Origin of the sequence: Streptomyces fuscichromogenes (assembly GCF_014645815.1) — a bacterium.
Taxonomy (GTDB): domain Bacteria; phylum Actinomycetota; class Actinomycetes; order Streptomycetales; family Streptomycetaceae; genus Streptomyces; species Streptomyces fuscichromogenes.
Genome location: NZ_BMML01000009.1, coordinates 1 through 14,574, shown reverse-complemented (window position 1 = coordinate 14,574; position 14,574 = coordinate 1). Strand labels below are relative to the sequence as shown.

The 14,574-nt window shown below is 71.5% G+C and carries 16 protein-coding genes; 8 read left to right on the top strand and 8 right to left on the bottom strand.

What is annotated here, in order from left to right; genetic code table 11:
- Positions 1-11 precede the first annotated feature (11 nt).
- Positions 12-734, top strand: coding sequence for a futalosine hydrolase (locus IEZ11_RS20535; protein WP_229713225.1), 723 nt, complete (start codon positions 12-14; stop codon positions 732-734).
- Positions 721-1,572 carry a 1,4-dihydroxy-6-naphtoate synthase gene (locus IEZ11_RS20530; RefSeq protein ID WP_189264271.1) on the top strand — a complete coding sequence of 284 codons (852 nt, stop codon included), beginning with the start codon at positions 721-723 and terminating at the stop codon, positions 1,570-1,572. Before IEZ11_RS20535 ends, IEZ11_RS20530 begins: the two co-directional genes overlap by 14 nt.
- Before the next feature lie 26 nt (positions 1,573-1,598).
- Here IEZ11_RS20530 and IEZ11_RS52215 read toward each other — a convergent pair whose 3' ends face one another.
- Entirely contained in the window at positions 1,599-1,982 is a 384-nt protein-coding gene (locus IEZ11_RS52215) for a cold-shock protein (protein WP_189264270.1), read from the bottom strand.
- Positions 1,983-2,170: 188 nt separating this feature from the next.
- Between IEZ11_RS52215 and IEZ11_RS20520 the strand changes: the two genes are divergently transcribed.
- On the top strand, positions 2,171-2,425 hold the full coding sequence (locus IEZ11_RS20520) for a hypothetical protein (protein ID WP_189264269.1): 255 nt from the start codon (positions 2,171-2,173) through the stop codon (positions 2,423-2,425).
- On the opposite strand, the gene IEZ11_RS20515 is transcribed toward IEZ11_RS20520, so the two are convergent.
- The 4 genes from IEZ11_RS20515 to IEZ11_RS20500 all read right to left on the bottom strand — a co-directional run bounded on the left by IEZ11_RS20515 (position 2,398) and on the right by IEZ11_RS20500 (position 6,100).
- Positions 2,398-3,027: an HAD family hydrolase gene (locus IEZ11_RS20515; RefSeq protein ID WP_189264268.1), complete on the bottom strand. Its 630-nt coding sequence runs from the start codon at positions 3,025-3,027 to the stop codon at positions 2,398-2,400. The genes IEZ11_RS20520 and IEZ11_RS20515 overlap by 28 nt on opposite strands.
- 125 nt (positions 3,028-3,152) lie before the next feature.
- A complete protein-coding gene (locus IEZ11_RS20510; protein WP_189264267.1) occupies positions 3,153-4,103 on the bottom strand; it encodes a hypothetical protein in 951 nt (316 codons plus the stop codon).
- Positions 4,104-4,330: 227 nt separating this feature from the next.
- Positions 4,331-5,077 (bottom strand): SDR family oxidoreductase, encoded by a 747-nt coding sequence (locus IEZ11_RS20505; protein ID WP_189264266.1) that lies wholly within the window; start codon positions 5,075-5,077, stop codon positions 4,331-4,333.
- A gap of 120 nt (positions 5,078-5,197) precedes the next feature.
- Complete coding sequence (locus IEZ11_RS20500) at positions 5,198-6,100, bottom strand: RNA polymerase sigma-70 factor (protein ID WP_229713223.1); 903 nt, start codon at positions 6,098-6,100, stop codon at positions 5,198-5,200.
- Positions 6,101-6,208: 108 nt separating this feature from the next.
- Here IEZ11_RS20500 and IEZ11_RS20495 point away from each other — a divergent pair, with 108 nt between their 5' ends.
- Both IEZ11_RS20495 and IEZ11_RS20490 read left to right on the top strand, forming a co-directional pair.
- Positions 6,209-6,745 carry a GNAT family N-acetyltransferase gene (locus tag IEZ11_RS20495; RefSeq protein ID WP_189264264.1) on the top strand — a complete coding sequence of 179 codons (537 nt, stop codon included), beginning with the start codon at positions 6,209-6,211 and terminating at the stop codon, positions 6,743-6,745.
- 162 nt (positions 6,746-6,907) lie between these two features.
- A complete protein-coding gene (locus tag IEZ11_RS20490) occupies positions 6,908-9,493 on the top strand; it encodes a helicase-associated domain-containing protein (protein WP_189264263.1) in 2,586 nt (861 codons plus the stop codon).
- A gap of 119 nt (positions 9,494-9,612) precedes the next feature.
- Here the strand turns inward: IEZ11_RS20490 and IEZ11_RS20485 are convergent, their stop codons facing one another.
- The 3 genes from IEZ11_RS20485 to IEZ11_RS20475 all read right to left on the bottom strand — a co-directional run bounded on the left by IEZ11_RS20485 (position 9,613) and on the right by IEZ11_RS20475 (position 11,920).
- Complete coding sequence (locus IEZ11_RS20485; protein ID WP_229713222.1) at positions 9,613-10,158, bottom strand: hypothetical protein; 546 nt, start codon at positions 10,156-10,158, stop codon at positions 9,613-9,615.
- Between the two features lie 545 nt (positions 10,159-10,703).
- Entirely contained in the window at positions 10,704-11,174 is a 471-nt protein-coding gene (locus IEZ11_RS20480) for an NUDIX domain-containing protein (RefSeq protein WP_189264262.1), read from the bottom strand.
- A gap of 2 nt (positions 11,175-11,176) precedes the next feature.
- Entirely contained in the window at positions 11,177-11,920 is a 744-nt protein-coding gene (locus IEZ11_RS20475; RefSeq protein ID WP_189264261.1) for a helix-turn-helix domain-containing protein, read from the bottom strand.
- A 107-nt stretch (positions 11,921-12,027) separates the two neighbouring features.
- On the opposite strand from IEZ11_RS20475, the gene IEZ11_RS20470 reads away from it, so the two are divergent.
- The 3 genes from IEZ11_RS20470 (at position 12,028) to IEZ11_RS20460 (ending at position 14,360) form a co-directional block, all read left to right on the top strand.
- A complete protein-coding gene (locus tag IEZ11_RS20470; protein WP_189264260.1) occupies positions 12,028-12,270 on the top strand; it encodes a hypothetical protein in 243 nt (80 codons plus the stop codon).
- Between the two features lie 358 nt (positions 12,271-12,628).
- Complete coding sequence (locus tag IEZ11_RS20465) at positions 12,629-13,549, top strand: radical SAM/SPASM domain-containing protein (RefSeq protein WP_189264259.1); 921 nt, start codon at positions 12,629-12,631, stop codon at positions 13,547-13,549.
- Positions 13,550-13,616: 67 nt separating this feature from the next.
- On the top strand, positions 13,617-14,360 hold the full coding sequence (locus IEZ11_RS20460; RefSeq protein WP_229713220.1) for a hypothetical protein: 744 nt from the start codon (positions 13,617-13,619) through the stop codon (positions 14,358-14,360).
- Positions 14,361-14,574 lie beyond the last annotated feature (214 nt).

Below are 14,574 nucleotides of genomic sequence, written 5' to 3'. Positions count from 1 at the left end.
CCGCCACCGGAGTGACCACGTCCGCCGCACGCGTCCTCGTCACCACCGCGGTCCCGGCCGAACGGGACGCGGTGGCCCGGGCGTTCACGGGCCCCCACGAGGTACGGCTGCCGGGCGCGGCGCTGCTGCGCACCGCCGAGGGGTACGACCTGCTCGCCGCCGGGGTCGGACCGGCCCCGGCCGCCGCCGGCACCGCGACCGCCCTCACCGCCGCCGCTCTCGACGGCCGTCCGTACACGCTGGTCGTCTCCGCCGGGATCGCGGGCGGTTTCCAGCCGATGGCACCCGTCGGCTCCCTGGTCGTGGCCGACGAGATCACCGCGGCCGACCTGGGCGCCGAGACGGCCGACGGATTTCTGCCGGTCACCGAACTGGGTTTCGGAACCGTCAGCCACCGTCCACCAAATTCACTCGTACGAGTGACGAAGCAGGCCACCGGAGCGCACCCCGGAGCGGTACTCACCGTCTCCACGGTGACCGGAACCGCCGCCCGCGCGAGCGCACTGCTGGCCCGGCACCCGCACGCCCTCGCCGAGGCCATGGAGGGCTTCGGCGTCGCCGAGGCGGCCGCCGCACACGGCGTGCCCGTGCTGGAGATACGGGCGGTCTCCAACCCCGTCGGCCCCCGCGACCGTGCCGCCTGGCGCATCGGCGACGCCCTGGCCGCCCTGACCGAGGCCTTCGGGAAGCTCGTGCCCGCCCTGGAGAGTTGGAACCCGTATGACCACCGCTGACCCGCTGCGCATCGCGTACTCGCCCTGCCCGAACGACACCTTCGTCTTCGACGCCCTCGCCCACGACCGCGTCCCGGACGCGCCCGCGCTGGACGTGACCTTCGCGGACATCGACATCACCAACGGCATGGCCGAGCGCGGCGAGTCGGACGCGCTGAAGGTGTCGTACGCCGTGCTGCCCTACGTCCTCGACGAGTACGCCCTGCTGCCCTGCGGCGGCGCGCTGGGGCGGGGCTGCGGGCCGCTGGTGCTGACCCGGGAGGCCGGCGTGGACCTCACCGGCCGCACGGTCGCCGTACCCAGCGAGAAGTCGACGGCGTACCTGCTGTTCCGGCTCTGGGCCGCGGACACGCTCCCCGGTGGCGTGGGCGAGATCGTGGTCATGCCGTTCCACGAGATCATGCCGGCCGTGCGGGACGGGAAGGTCGACGCGGGACTGGTGATCCACGAGGCGCGCTTCACGTACCAGAACTACGGCCTGCACAGGCTCGCCGACATGGGCGAGCACTGGGAGGACACCACGGGCCTGCCGATCCCGCTGGGCGCGATCATCGCCAAGCGGTCGCTGGGCGCCGGGACGCTCACCCGCCTCGCCGGCTCGATCCGGGCCTCCGTCCACGCGGCCTGGGACGACCCCGAGGTCTCCCGGCCGTATGTCATGGCGCACGCCCAGGAGATGGACCCGGCCGTCGCCGACCAGCACATCGGTCTCTACGTCAACGAGTTCACCTCGGAACTCGGCGAGGACGGTTACGCGGCGGTGCGCGGACTGCTCACCCGTGCCGCGGCCGAGGGACTCGTCCCGCCCCTCGGTCCGCACGCACTCGATTTCCCGTAAAAAGGCTTAGGACAGCAGCCCGTCGCTTACACGTCCAGCTGGTCCGCGACCGCGCGCAGCAGCCCGGCGATCTTCTTCCCGGCGGTCTTCTCGGGGTAGCGGCCGCGCTCCAGCATCGGCGTGATGTTTTCGAGCAGGGTCGTCAGGTCCTGCACGATCGAGGCCAGCTCGTCCGGCTTCTTGCGCTGGGCCGCGGCGACCGACGGGGTGGGGTCGAGCAGCACCACGGACAGTGCCTGGTCACCGCGTTGACCGGCGACGACGCCGAACTCCACGCGCTGGCCGGGCTTCAGTACGTCGACCCCGTCGGGGAGAACCGAGGAATGGACGAAGACGTCACCGCCGTCGTCGCGGGAGAGAAAGCCGAAGCCCTTCTCACTGTTGAACCACTTGACCTTGCCGGTAGGCACGTCTGTCCTCGTCCTCGTATCTCGTCGGAAACTGCTCGGGAAACTTCTGAATGCAACAGCTCTGGAACGGGCCTTGATAGCACTCGGGCGGGTCGACCATGACCCGCCGGTACCAAGGCTAATGGTCTTCGGGCGCGTGACAAGACGTCGCCCGGTTGTTCCTTCGGGCAAGGAACTACCCTGGTCGAGTGCGTGACAAAACCCAAGCGAATTCCGCCGGGCCCGGTGACCGACTGATCCGCGCCGGTGCCGTGGTCTTCTTCATCGGTGCGGTGGCCACACTCGTCACCGTGATACCGCTGTTCCTCGGTGCGAAGCCTTTTCCGACGTACATGTACCTGCTGAGCATGCTCATGGGCGTCGGCTTCCTGGTCGCGGGCGCGGGAGTGCTCCAGTCGGCCGCGGCCGGGCGCCGTCAGGCGCGGGAGGCGTCCGCCCGGTAGCCGGCCAGCCAGGCGGGCAGCTCGGTGAGGTCGCCGAGCACCACGTCGGCACCGGCCGCACGCAGCTCCTCGGCATCGCAGGGCCCGGTGGCCACGGCCACCGACAGGGCTCCCGCCGTGCGCGCCCCGCGTACGTCTCCCACGTGGTCGCCGACGTACACGCCCGCGCCGTGCTCAAGCAGCGCCACGGCCTTCTGCTCGGCCCACAGGTCCCCGACGACCGCGTCGGGGACTATGCCGAGATGGCTGAGGTGCAGCTTCGCGGTCGGCTCGTACTTGGCGGTGACCACGACGGCCTTGCCCCCGGCGTCCCGCACCGCGGCGATCGCCTCCCGGGCGCCGGGCATCGCGGGCGTGGTCGCGATGGCGATCTCCGGGTACATCGCCCGGTACAGATCCGTCATCTCCGCGATCCGCTCGGCCGGAAACCAGTGGCGCAGCTCCTCGACGAGCGGCGGCCCCAGCCGGGTGATCGCCAGATCGGCGTCGATGTACGTCCCGGTCCGCTCGGCGAGCGCGGTGTAGGCGGCATGGATACCGGGCCGGGAGTCGATGAGCGTCATGTCGAGATCGAAACCGACGGTGAACGGACGAGAAGTCATATGCGCCATTGTGCCGGGCGGCGCTCGCAGGGTGCCCCCGCTGCTGTGCGGGACACGGCTGGGGCGCGGGGAACTGCGCGACCAGCCCCCACCCACCCGCGGCCGACAGCGCGCCCGCCCTCCCGCTACCGCGTCCTCTGTGACCGCCACACCACGAAAACGGCCGAGGCCAGCGCGGCGCCGCGCACCACCCACGGCCATGTCTCCCCCACCGCACCGCTCATCTGCCCCTGGGCGATGGGCGCGCCCCAGCGCCCGGCGCTGCGTCCCCACAGCCACACCAGCCCGGCCGTGACGGACAGCCCCGGTACCCACATCACCGCCAGCTTCGTCTCCGTCGGGGTGAGCCGCCGGGAGCCGTAGGCGATGAGCCAGCCGAGGAGCAGCACGAACCAGTTGCCGAGGGCCGCGCCCACGACGAGCGCGGCGGCGGCGAGCAGCAGCAGCGGGTTGCTCCAGCCGACGGCCGGGCGCGGGACGACGCGGAACCGGCGTCGCGGCGCCCCGGCCTCCTCCACCACGGGAGCCGCCACCGGCTCGCCCGGCTCCCCCTTCCCGCCCGGCTCGCCCTTCGCGTCCGGCCCGTCCTCCGGTTCCTCCTTCCGGAACCGCGGCCTGCGGAGCAGTTCGGGGATCTCCACCCCGCCGACGAACCCCGGCACCGCGTCGCCGTCCCCGAACGGGCTGCTGTCCACCCGCCACCAGTCGGGCGGCGGCCCCGAGCCGTCCGCCTCGGCGGGCCGGGGACGCGGTACGACGCGGCGCAGGTCCTCGGCCGGTACCTGAGGCCCGCCGTCCCGCTGGACGGGGACCGCGGCCGCCGACGGCGACTGGGGCCCGCCGCCCGCCGTACCCCCCGCGGCCTCGACGACCTCGTCGGGCGTGCCCAGCCGGTCCAGGATGCGCCGTACCGCGGCGGGGCTGTCGACGATCGCCTTCGCCCGCTGCCGGTCGATGTCGTTGCGCAGCCCGGAGACCAGCCGCATCCGCTCGGCCGACGACAACTGGCGCTGGTGCGCGATGTCCCCGACACGGCTCAGATACTCGTAGACGACCTGATCGCTCTCGATACCCACGAAGTCCCCTCCGGGGCCGGTGCGTTGGATACCCCCGTCGGAACGACGGTAGCGCAGGCCCAGGCTCATGTCGGCTGGCACACCACCGGGTGCCTTTGCGCTGTCATCGGATCGAGGCGTGATTTCCGGGCCCCGGGGTTGCCGTGGCTGATGTGACCCGGCCCGGCCAGAACAGACCCCCGGTGGCGGAAGTCCGGCGTACCCGTATCGGACCCCCGGTCCAGGCGTCAGTCCCGCTCAGGAGAACGGCCCGCCAGGAACTGCTCGAAGGTGACCTTGCCCACGGCCCGCTTCGGCGCCAGATGCCCGCCCGCCCGGAACCTGTGGTAGGTCTTGCCGGCCAGGCGCACGTTCAGCAGCGGACGGCGCCGTCCGCTCGCGCGCAGATAGGCCTGGGCCAGCTCCGGGAACGTACGGACCTCGGGGCCGCCCATGTCCGGCACCCGCCCCGTGGGCGCCCCGGTGGCGATCTCGGCCAGCCGGGCAGCGACCTCCGCCGCCTCGATCGGCTGGTCGGCGACTCCCGCCGGGAGCAGCATGACCGGCAGCTTCGCCGAGCGCCGCAGGAGTTGCAGTACCAGGTCGTGGAACTGCGTCGTCCGTAGCATGCTCCAGCCGAGCCCCGACTCCTCGACCAGCCTCTCGACGGCGAGCTTGGTCCGGTAGTAGCCGAACGGCACCCGGTCGACGCCGACGATCGAGATGTACACCAGATGCGGCACCCCGGCCTGGCGGGCCGCCTCGATCAGGTTGCGGGCCGCCCGCTCGTCACCGCCGCGCGGTGACGACGCACAGTGCACGATCGTGTCCACGCCCGCGACAGCCGCGGCCAGGCCGGTGCCCTCACGAAGGTCCACGGCGTACGGCTGGGAGTGCCGACTCAGCACTCGCACCTCGTGCCCGTCCGCGCGCAGCCGCTCGCTGAGGAGCCCGCCGAGCGTTCCGGTGCCACCAGTCACCAGGATCGTGGTCATCGCAGTTGCTGTCCCTTCGGTGGGCGTGCGCTCCCCGGTGGAGCGCACGTCATCCACTGGGAACCGACGACCGCCCGCGGATGTGACAGCCTCCCCCCGTGATCCCGCTCCCCCTGCGGGTCACGCCCCGGGAGACATCGCGGCGAACTGCCGACCCGCGAACACGAGTTTGTCCGGGTTCATGACGACCCGCACCTCGGCGATACCGCTGTCGCGCAGTTCGAAGGACGCGACAGCGACGAGTTGCTGCGCCGCGTGCGCCACCAGGGCCGGCGCGCCGTTGACCTCGGCGACGGTGAGGGCCCAGCCGCTCGCGAACCGTCGCACGCCGCCCAGGAAGCGCATGACCTTTTCCCGGCCGACGACGGGGCGCAGGGCCGCGCTGACATTGCCGCCGCCGTCGCTCCACCAGGTGGCGTCATCGGCGAGCACTCTCTCCAGTCCGGCCAGGTCTCCCTCACGGGCCGCCGCCACGAAGGACTCCACGAGCGCGCGCTGCCGCCCGGGCGCAGGCTCAAAGCGGGTGCGCGCCGCCGCCACGTGCTGCACCGCCCTGCGGTACAACTGGCGGCAGTTGGCCTCACTCAGGTCGAGCACCGCGGCGATGTCCCGGTGGTTGTAGGCGAACGCCTCACGCAGGACGTAGACCGCGCGCTCGGTCGGGGTGAGTCGCTCCAGCAGCACGAGCAGGGCTGTCGACACGGCGTCGCGCTGCTCCGCCGACTCCATCGGGCCGAGCGTCCCGTCCTCGGTGAACACGGGCTCCGGCAGCCACGACCCCACATACCGCTCGCGCTGTGCACGGGCCGAGGTGAGTCGGTTGAGGCAGAGGTTGGTGGCGACCCTGGCGAGCCAGGCCCCAGGGTGTCCGATCGCCGCACGGTCGGCCTTGCCCCAGCGCAGGTACACCTCCTGGACGGTGTCCTCCGCGTCCTCGGCGGAACCGAGCAGCCGGTAGGCGAGGCCGAACACCCGAGGGCGGTGGGAGGCGAACTCCTCGGCGGTCCCGGGGGCTGGCGTCACGCGCCCACAATGCCAGAGGCGTGAAGGCATCCGGCACGGTCCCCTTCATCACCGGGTTCATCACCGGGTGACTTGGCCGGTGCCCGGCGGAGGGGTCACCATGTGGGAATGTCCGAGACCCGATCCTCTGCGACACCGGCTGTGGTGCGGCTCCCCCAGTACACGAAGGCGGACCAGGAAGAGATCCTCGGCAAGAGCGACGATCCCTTCGGCGTCGCATCGACCGGTCTGACCTGGCTGCCGAAAGAAGTGCACTTCGGAATCAGACACCAAGGCCGGCTCGTGGCACACACTGGCCTGCTGCGACTGCCTGTCTCGGCCGGCGACACCAGGACAGCGGTGGTGGGCGTCGGCGGAGTTGCCGTCGCCCCCGGCATGCAAGGTCAGGGCCTGGCCCGGCTCGTCGTCACAGCCGCCCTGGAGCACGCCCGCACGATGGGTCCCCAGCATGCACTCCTGTTCTGCCGGCCTCCCCTCGTGCCGCTCTACCAGCGTCTCGGATGGCACCCGCTCGACACGGACGTGCTCGTCGAACAACCCGAGGGCCGCCTGGTGACCATGCCGCTGCGGACCATGGTGACGCCCCTGCGCGACGACGCCCGCTGGCCCCCAGGGCCAGTACGGCTGCTCTCGCTCCCCATGTGACGGAGAGCCACCCGGCGCGGCGACAGGGGTCCGCCCACCCCGTCATGTTGTCCGCGGTCCTGAAAGAGGGCCGCCGGCCGCCCGTCGTCCGCCCCCTCGCGCGGCGACGGCGGCGGTACAGGTGATCCCGGTGCCGGCCCCGCACCCGCTACCGTGGGTCGGATGAGCAACCCGGCCACCCCGCCGCGTTCCCTCGCGGAGGCGCTTCGCGCCAGGGACGACATCTCCCTGGCCGTACTCCTGCGTGCCCGCCCCGACCTCATCACCCCCGTCCCCACCGACCTCACCCAGCTGGCCACCCGGGCCGGCACCCGGGCCTCGGTACTGCGCGCCCTGGAACGCCTGGACCGCTTCGCCCTCCAGACCGCGGAGGCGCTGGCGGTGGCGGGCGACCCGGCGTCGTACCAGGAACTGCTGGGCCTGATGGCCGGGGACGGCGGGGACCCGGCCGTCGCCGGCGAGCTGCCGCGTGCCGTCGCCGTACTCCGCGACCAGGCGCTGGTGTGGGGCGACGACGACCGGCTGCGGCTGGTGCGGACCGCGCGCGAGGTGCTCGCCCCGTCCCCGCAGCACCCGTCGCCCACCGGCCTCGGCCCGACCGTGCGGGAGGCCACCTCTGGGATGTCGCCGGGCCGGGTCCAGGAGATCGTGGCCGCCGCCGGGCTGCCCTCCACGCACGACCCGGTCTCCGCGGTGGACGCGCTCACCGGGCTGTTCGGGCACCGCAAGAAGATGGCGAAGCTGCTCGCCGCCGCGCCCGCCGAGTCCCGCGAGGTCCTCTCCCGGCTGGTCTGGGGGCCGCCGTACGGCCAGATCACCCCCGAACCGGCCGCCCACCTGCGCTGGCTGCTCGACCGCGGCCTGCTGCTGCCGACCGCGCCCGGCACCGTGGTCCTGCCCCGCGAGGTCGCCCTGCACCTGCGCGAGGGCCGGGCGCACCGCGAACCGGAGCCGGTGCCTCCGCCCGTCGAGCCGGCGGCCGCCCACCGTCCACAGGTTGTGGACGCGACCGCGGCGGGGCAGGCGTACACCACCCTCGCGACCGTCGAGGAGCTGCTGAAGGACTGGGACGAGGGCGGTCCCGCGGTGCTGCGGGCCGGCGGCCTGAGCGTCCGGGACCTCAAGCGGACGGCCGTCGCCCTGGACGTGCCCGAGCCGATCGCCGCCTTCTGGGTCGAGCTGGCGTACGCCGCCGGGCTGCTCGCCTCCGACGGCGAGGCCGACGAGCGGTTCGCGGCCACCCCCGCCTACGACGAGTGGCTGGACCGCCCGCCGGCCGAACGCTGGGCCCAGCTGGCGGAGGCCTGGCTGACCGCGACCCGCACCTCGGGCCTGGTCGGCGGCCGGGACGCCAAGGACCGCGCCCTGTCGGCGCTCGGCCCCGGCCTCGACCGCTCCGCCGCGCCCGAGGTACGGCACCGGGTGCTGACCCTGCTCGCCGCGCTCCCGGAGGGCACCGCCCCGGCCGCCGACTCGGTGCTGGCCCGGCTGCGCTGGGAACGCCCGCTGCGCGGCCCGCAGGTGGGGGTCCCCCCGCGCGAGCGAAGCCGAGCGTGGGGGAGCGAGGACGACCTGCGCGGCCGGCTGGCCCGCTGGACCCTGTCGGAGGCCGAGCTGCTGGGCGTGACGGGACGCGGGGCGCTGTCGGCACACGGCCGCGCCCTGCTCGGCGCACCGGCCGCGTCCGGGCCGAAGGCGGCCTCGCCCGCGCGGTCCGCCGGCCCCGGCGACAAGCTCCCCGTGCACCACCACCATCCCGCCCCCGGCCTCCTCACCCCCGCCCCCCTCTCGCCGCCCGAGCAGGCCGTCGCCGCCGCGGCCGCGGGCCGGCTGCTCGCCCCGCTCCTCCCCGAACCCCTCGACCATGTGCTGCTCCAGGCCGACCTGACCGCGGTCGCCCCGGGCCCGCTGCGCCGGCCGCTCGCCGACGCGCTGGGCGTCCTCGCCGACGTCGAGTCCAAGGGCGGCGCCACCGTCTACCGGTTCACCCCCGCCTCCGTCCGCCGCGCCCTGGACGCCGGCCGGACCGCCTCCGACCTGCACGCCTTCCTCACCGAGCACTCCCGCACACCGGTCCCGCAGCCGCTCGCGTACCTGATCGACGACGTGGCCCGCAGGCACGGCCATCTCCGGGTGGGCGCGGCCTCGGCGTACGTCCGCTGCGACGACGACAGCATCCTGAACGAGATCATGGCCGACAAGCGGGCGTCGGGCCTGCGCCTGCGCCGCCTGGCCCCGACGGTGCTGGCCACCCAGGCCGATCCGGCCGCCCTCCTGGAAGGCCTGCGCGCGATGGGCTACGCGCCCGCCGCCGAATCCGCCGAGGGCGACGTCCTGATCACCCGCGCCCACGCCCACCGCACCCCGCCGCGCACCGCCCCCGAGCCGGTCCCGGACGGCCCGCCGCCACCGGACTCCACCCTGCTCACGGCGGCGATCCGCGCGATCCGGGCCGGCGACCTCGCCGCCACCACCCCGCGCAAGTCCACCGGCAGCAGCGCCGTCAAGGGCGGCGAACTCCCCCGCACCACCCCCGCCGAGACCCTCGCCACCATGCAGGCCGCCGTCCTCACCGGCGACACCGTCTGGATCGGCTACGTGAACGCCGAGGGCACCGCCACCCAGCGCGTCATCGCCCCGGTCCGGGTCGAGGGCGGCTTCGTCACGGCCTACGACCACACCGCCGACGAGGTACGCACCTACCCCCTGCACCGCGTGACGGGCGTCGCCGAACTCGCGGAGGACTGACCCGGGCCGTCGTTCGGCTGCGGCGCCGTGGGGGCCGGTCGCGCAGTTCCCCGCGCCCCTTTCGGGGCGCCCTGGTTCGCGGCGCTGCACAGTTCGGGGGCTGTCCCGGTCCGCCCCGGCTAACACTCCCGTACCGGCGCATCGGCCGGCAGGCCGAAGTGGGTGCGCGCCACGGACCGCAGACCCGTCGACGACATCCCCCGGTCGAGGCGGGACGCCGCGTAGTGGCTGAAGTGGCTCTCCTCCCACTCCCCGTACCCGTCGTCCTCCGGCGCCCGTTCCGCGGAGACGACGCGATAGCCGCCGTCGGCCGGGTCCCGCTCCAGCCGCACCACCTCAGGTGTCTCCGCGCCACCGCACAGCACCAGGGACCCGGCGTGCTCCCCGTACTCCTCGCACAGGGTGTTGACACCGGCCCGTACCCGGCCCCCGCTCTCCTGAAGGTCCAGCGCCTCCGCCCGGCAGAACCACCGCGACCGCAGAGCGGGCTCGCTCTCCCCCGCCCCGGTCCCGGCGGACTGCGTCACCAGCCGCGCCTCGACCGCGGGACGTACCTGGTCCCACAGCCCGGCGTCCACCGCGCTGGAACCGCGCGCCCACACCCCGGCCGCCACCAGCACCACCACGGCCCCCGCGCCGGGTCCCCAGATGCGTACGGACGTCACCCCAACCTCCCCACCGAGCCGCGGGTGTCCGCGGCTCCCTCGGACATGACACCCGAAACGGGCCCAAGGTTGCACCGGACGATCAGACACCCACAAAGACCGGGCGGATGCGGTGCACGTTCCCTCCAGTGGCGAAGGTGATCGTTCGGGTATGAGGCACACTGGAACTTTGGCCCGTGACGATGGCCGCCATGGCGATGGCCGCACGAGCCGAAGGGAAAGGGTGCCGTGCCGCGCGTGAACTGTGGAGCGGCTTGCCTGGTCAGGGGTGCCGCCAGTCTCGGAATGACCGCGCGGTTGGCTGCGTTCGAGCCTTCAACCTTCTGATCCGAAGGATCGGGCAGCACTTGGCGAGGAGCGACAACAGACTCCCCAGTTGAGAGGGTTGGGGCCGGTTTAAAACCCGTCAAGGCACCCTCTCAACGACTTGGAGGACGAGTTAGGCAGGCGTTCGGCCTCCCTGCTACTAACCGAAGGAGGCCATGATCAACAGCTTCTGCGTATCGTCGTCGCCACAAATCTGCCGTCACCCACACACCACGAAGTCAGCCAAGATAGGGCCGCTCACGGTGCTCCAGGAAGTGACGGATCCGAAGCCGCTGCGTGTGGTGCATCGGCAGTTGATCGATCTCCTCCGGCTGGACGAACCGCAGTTCTGTGGATTCGTCCGAGATAGCGAGTCGGCCGCCGACCATACGGGCGGTGAAGCAGACGTTGAACTGTCTACGCACCTCACCATCCGAGTAGGCGATGACGTGGCGAGGGTCGGTGTACGTGCCCACAAGCCCGGTGATCTCCACGTCCAGCCCCGTTTCCTCCTTCACCTCACGGACGGCCGTTCCCGGGAGTGAGTCGGCCATCTCCATGCCTCCACCAGGGAGCGCCCAGAGATCGTTGTCCCGGCGGCGCTGAAGGAGCACGCGCCCTTCGTCGTCGGTGACCACAGCGGACGCGGCGACCACCAAGCTGTTCGGCTCCGGTGCCACCGGGTCGTCGTAGTACTCGGTCCGTGCCATGGTCACCCTTCTGTTTTCGGCGTGGCGGTCTCCCACACCGCGTCGAAGCTGCTGGCGTAGGTGTCGAACATGCCGCCCTCTCCACTGCGCCGAAGATGCCACACGGGAGCACCGTAGGCGTTCACGCCCCAGACGTGGGCATTGACCAACGCCTGGTCATCTGCACGATAGATCGAGTTGTAGAGCGTGGTCGCGTGTGTCCGCACCTCGATGCCGGATACCCCTGCAAGTGGGCGATAGTGCATGAGGGCAAGTCGGCACCGGGACTCGATCCCGTGGCCGAACTTCTCTTCCTTGCCACGCTGTTGGACGTTCACGCTCTCCGGATCACCGATCGCGATACGGACCGCGCACCCGTCAGCAGCCCGCTCTCGCAACAGGTCGTTGAGCCGCGGGTACACCTCGTGCAAGAAGACGGCGGCATACACCAACACGTCGATGTGCTCGTGTGCCTGGGCGAGCATGTCCACGAAGGTGGAGACGGGGATGTCTGCCCGCTGGTCGTAGAGAGCCACAAGTTCCGGACTGACAGCGCGGGCAGGGCGTGCCTGCCGGAGCGCGGGCCATAGAGCGTGCACGTCTTCTCCTAGCGTTTCCGCTGCCAACATGGCCGTAGCACGGCGCGGTGTACGCCCCGAATTGACCCATCGTTCGACGGACTTTTGATCGACTTCGACCTTGTCCGCGAGGGCGGCGTACGTCCAGCCGCCGGCCGCCATGGCAGCACGTAGCCTCTCGTTCGGCATCCCAATCTCTCCCAACATTCGGGGACGGCACTAGGGACGTTCTACTCGACCCGGGACGTCCCGAAGTGGGGTTTGTCGGAGGTTCCGACGTCCTGATGAGCGGCAGGATGCTCGTGCGTATGGCGAGCAACCAGCAGACCAGACCGGGCATCGGTGAACTGGCGAAGGACACGGCCAATGGGCGTATCGGTGTCGTCATGGGTGAGATCGGCGCCCGGGTGCAGATACGGCCCATCAGTGGCGGCGTCGAGTGGGACGCCCGGCCGGACAACGTGGTGGCGCCGACCGCGCGCGAGGAACTGAGCGCTCGCCTGGCCATCAAGAACGCCAGCAGCAGAGATGGCGTGTGATGCGCACCCTCGGCCGGTACAGGGGCTGTTCAGCGTCGTGATCAGCGGGTCGTTTGGCCTGCTGAACGGCATGGCCCTCGGTATCAGTCAGTAGACCGGCCGCCCCGAACGGGGTGCCAATGCCTTGGCTCCCCCGTCCCCTTTCGGGGCCGGCCTTCCGCGACGCCTCCTGAAACTCCTTGCCCGTCCGTCGCGCCTCCCCGTGGAGGACGGACGAGGTCCAAGTCCTTCTCCTACCTGGGGCCAGTAGCCCGTCAGTTGAACTCCGCTCTTGGCGGCCGGACCGCGCATGCTCCGCCCGGAGCGGGGCGCAATACGCAACACCTCCAATCGGAAACAACGAACGAGAGGGAAGCGCATGACTGTCGTCGCAGAGGCACCGATCACCAAGGCCACGGACACCCCCGGCCTTGTGTGGCTGGACCTCACCCGAAAGTGCCAACTTGCCTGCGGCCACTGCCACAACGAGTCCGGCCCGGACGGAACGCACGGCTCGATGACCACCGCGGACTGGACGCGCGTGCTCGACGAAGCCGCCGCGGCCGGCGTCCCCCGCGTGCAGTTCACCGGGGGTGAGGTCACCATGCACCCCGACGCGCCGACCCTGATCGAGTACGCGCTGAAGCTCGGCCTGACGGTCGAGGTGTACAGCAACATGGTCTACCTGAGCGAGAGTTGGTGGAGCCTCCTCCGGCGGGACAACGTCGGCCTGGCCACGTCGTACTACGGCCAGGAGGACACGCACAACGCGGTCACCGGACGGAACAGCCACGCCCGCACCCGAGCGAACATCGTGAAGGCGGTGACGGAGAACATCCCGATCCGGGTTTCCGTGATCGTCTCCGCCCCGTCCGACACCGGTGAGGAGACGAGGCGGGAACTCCTGGCCCTGGGCGTTCGCAACGTACGCGTCGATCACGTCCGGCCCTTCGGGCGCGGTGCGAACGGGCAGGAGCCGTGCACGGACGGACTCTGCGGGCGATGCGGGGACGGGCGCGCGTCCATCGGCCCGAACGGCTCGGTCTCCCCGTGCGTGTTCTCCACGTGGCTGAGCGTGGGAAACGTCCAGGATGCGCCGCTGGGCACTATCCTCGGCGGCCCCGAGATCGCACGGGCCAACGCGACCATTCGAGCGGGGCGCAACGTCGGCGGCTCCCTCGGCTGCGGCCCGGACAGTCCCTGCGGCCCGGACAACGCCGACGCCCGATCCTGTACTCCCGACACCGACGACGAGTGCTCTCCGGGGACACCCGGAAGTGAGTGCACCCCGAGGAACTGAACGGACCATGGACACCGATCTCCCCGAATCCGCGATCCTCCCCCTGATCGAGGAGCACACGGGCTCCGTGGCCGCGATCCGCCGGACCGAGCGCGGCTTCAGCTCGGATCTGACGGCCGTGGTCGACTGCGCCAAAGGGCCCTTCTTCGTCAAGGCCATGCGCAACCGGCCTGGTGGCCGGAGGGAGTCCCTGATCAGGGAACGGCGGATCAACGGCTACCTCGGGCACGTCTCCCCGCCGCTGCTATGGGACGTGGAGGCCGAAGACTGGTTGGTCCTGGGCTTCGATGTGGTCGACGGTGGGTCGTCCGACTTCGCGCCGGACTCGTCTGATCTTGCCCTGGTGGTCGACGCGATCGGCGAGATCGGTCGTCTTCCCCTCCCACAGATCGCCCATGACTGGGCCGAGACACGATGGGACCGGTTCGCCTCGGACAGCTCGGAGGCCGAGCTGTTCCGGGGTGACTCGCTCCTCTACACCGACATCAATCCGAGCAACTTCCTCGTGATGAAGCGACGAGTGTGGGTTGTCGATTGGGCGTGGCCGACCCGGGGCGCGGGGTTCATCGACCCTGCCCTCCTGGTCATCCAGCTCATTGCGGCCGAGCACACCCCGGGCAACGCCGAGAAGTGGGCGGAGCGGTTGCCCGCATGGCGCGGGGCGGCTCCGCAGGCGGTCGATGCTTTCGCTGCCGCCAACCTGCGGATGTACCAGGCCGCCGTCGACCGGAAGCCCGACGTGGACTGGTTGAAGGCCATGGTCGACGCGTGCCGGGCGTGGACCGAACACAGAGGCGTCAGCGTGGAGTAGCACAGAAGACCGGACCACCCTCAGCCTGGACAGCAATCCGGGTGGTCCGGTCGCGGAAGCCCTGATCAGGACCCCGGTGCCGATAGTACCGGGGCAGTTGGCGTGCCCTGATTCGGGTGCTGCTGCAACCCACCTTCTACGTTGGCGAGTTAGTACTGCAACGGTGCTTGTTCTGAGTGTTGGGCAGTTTTCAGGGGCTGTGGCCCCGCCGTTT

Coding starts and splice junctions, on each gene's coding strand:
- IEZ11_RS20495 (WP_189264264.1), top strand. CDS start 6,209: ATGTCCGAGACCCGATCCTCTGCGACACCGGCTGTGGTGCGGCTCCCC.
- IEZ11_RS20480 (WP_189264262.1), bottom strand. CDS start 11,174: ATGGCACGGACCGAGTACTACGACGACCCGGTGGCACCGGAGCCGAAC.
- IEZ11_RS20515 (WP_189264268.1), bottom strand. CDS start 3,027: ATGACTTCTCGTCCGTTCACCGTCGGTTTCGATCTCGACATGACGCTC.
- IEZ11_RS20465 (WP_189264259.1), top strand. CDS start 12,629: ATGACTGTCGTCGCAGAGGCACCGATCACCAAGGCCACGGACACCCCC.
- IEZ11_RS20470 (WP_189264260.1), top strand. CDS start 12,028: ATGCTCGTGCGTATGGCGAGCAACCAGCAGACCAGACCGGGCATCGGT.
- IEZ11_RS20475 (WP_189264261.1), bottom strand. CDS start 11,920: ATGCCGAACGAGAGGCTACGTGCTGCCATGGCGGCCGGCGGCTGGACG.
- IEZ11_RS20490 (WP_189264263.1), top strand. CDS start 6,908: ATGAGCAACCCGGCCACCCCGCCGCGTTCCCTCGCGGAGGCGCTTCGC.
- IEZ11_RS20505 (WP_189264266.1), bottom strand. CDS start 5,077: ATGACCACGATCCTGGTGACTGGTGGCACCGGAACGCTCGGCGGGCTC.
- IEZ11_RS20530 (WP_189264271.1), top strand. CDS start 721: ATGACCACCGCTGACCCGCTGCGCATCGCGTACTCGCCCTGCCCGAAC.